Source organism: Ferviditalea candida, assembly GCF_035282765.1.
GTDB classification, from domain to species: Bacteria; Bacillota; Bacilli; order Paenibacillales; family KCTC-25726; genus Ferviditalea; species Ferviditalea candida.
In genome coordinates this window covers 1-283 of sequence record NZ_JAYJLD010000145.1, presented here as the reverse complement: position 1 = coordinate 283, position 283 = coordinate 1, and the positions used below count along the sequence as shown (strand labels likewise).

General features: G+C 50.9%; 1 protein-coding gene. It reads right to left on the bottom strand.

Annotated features, from left to right (window positions below):
• Positions 1-265 (bottom strand): DUF6431 domain-containing protein (locus tag VF724_RS21435; RefSeq protein ID WP_371756258.1); only part of this gene is annotated, 265 nt, incomplete at its 3' end.
• Positions 266-283 lie beyond the last annotated feature (18 nt).

The following is a 283-nucleotide window of genomic DNA, read 5'->3' as shown; positions in this document are numbered from 1 at the left end:
TGCCGTAAGCACGTTTTTCGTAGAACCGCCGCAATTGGCGCGTACATAAGGAAGAGCGGGTGATCCAGAATGCCAGCAGGATGTGGATAATGAAGTCCATCGTATGTTGAAAATAAGGAAGAAGAAAGGTTGGCAGGATGGAAACGGTCTTCCTGCAATCCGGACAGATCAGACGGCAAATGGTGATCCGGTAGGACGCATCCGCCTCAATAGCATTACGCTCGTAAAATCCATGGCGTTGAAGCCGATTTCTAGCCCGGCACATGGGGCAGCAGTCCAATTC